The sequence below is a fragment of the Mesorhizobium sp. M4A.F.Ca.ET.020.02.1.1 genome (assembly GCF_004022645.1).
Lineage (GTDB): Bacteria > Pseudomonadota > Alphaproteobacteria > Rhizobiales > Rhizobiaceae > Mesorhizobium.
Window position 1 is genome coordinate 1 of record NZ_RZOI01001208.1, and the last position, 948, is coordinate 948.

Annotated in this window: 1 protein-coding gene; it reads left to right on the forward strand. The window is 67.4% G+C overall.

Annotated elements, in window-relative coordinates:
- The coding region (locus tag EN742_RS36120; RefSeq protein ID WP_281035059.1) for a helicase-related protein at positions 1–882 on the forward strand (882 nt) is incomplete at its 5' end.
- Between the last annotated feature and the right edge of the window lie 66 nt (positions 883–948).

Consider the following 948-nt stretch of genomic DNA (forward strand, 5'->3'; position numbering starts at 1 on the left):
GTCCACCAGCGGCTTGCCATCCCCGCCAAGGGCGACGCGCCCGACATGCTTGTGATGACGGCAACGCCGATCCCGCGCACGCTGGTGTTGACCGCCTTTGGCGACATGGATGTCTCCAAGCTGACCGAGAAACCCGCCGGCCGTCAGCCGATCCGCACCGTCACGCTGCCGCTGGAGCGGCTGGACGAGTTGGTCGGGCGCATGCGCGACGCCGTCGCTGACGGCCAGAAGATCTATTGGATCTGCCCGCTGGTCGAGGAATCCGAAGAGGTCAAGCTGATGTCGGCGGAGGATCGCTTCGCCTCGCTGAAGCCGCTCTTCGGCGACCAGATCGGCCTCGTGCATGGCCGCATGAAGGGTGCCGAGAAGGACGAGGCGATGCGCGCCTTCAAGCAGGGGGAGACACGCATCCTGATCGCCACCACCGTCATCGAAGTCGGCGTCGACGTGCCGGACGCCACGATCATGGTCATCGAGCATGCCGAGCGCTTCGGTCTTGCCCAACTGCATCAGTTGCGCGGCCGCGTCGGGCGCGGCGACAAGCCCTCCTCCTGCGTGCTGCTTTACAAGGACCCGCTCGGCGAGACGGCCAAGCGCCGCCTGTCGGTAATGCGCGAGACCGAGGACGGCTTCCTGATCGCCGAAGAAGATTTGAAACTGCGCGGCGAAGGCGAGTTGCTGGGCACGCGCCAGTCCGGCACGCCGGGTTTCCAGGTGGCGCGCATCGAGGCGCATGCCGATCTTCTCGAGGCCGCGCGCGACGACGCCAGGCTGATCCTGTCACGCGATCCGGAACTGCAGTCCGAACGCGGCGAGGCGCTGCGCCTGCTGCTCTACCTGTTCGGCCGTGACGAGGCCGTGCGCCTGCTGCGCGCCGGCTGAGGCCCGGCGCCTATCGGCGGATTGGCGAGCGTGCCCTCGATCTGCTCGCCGTTTACGGTCACCAGC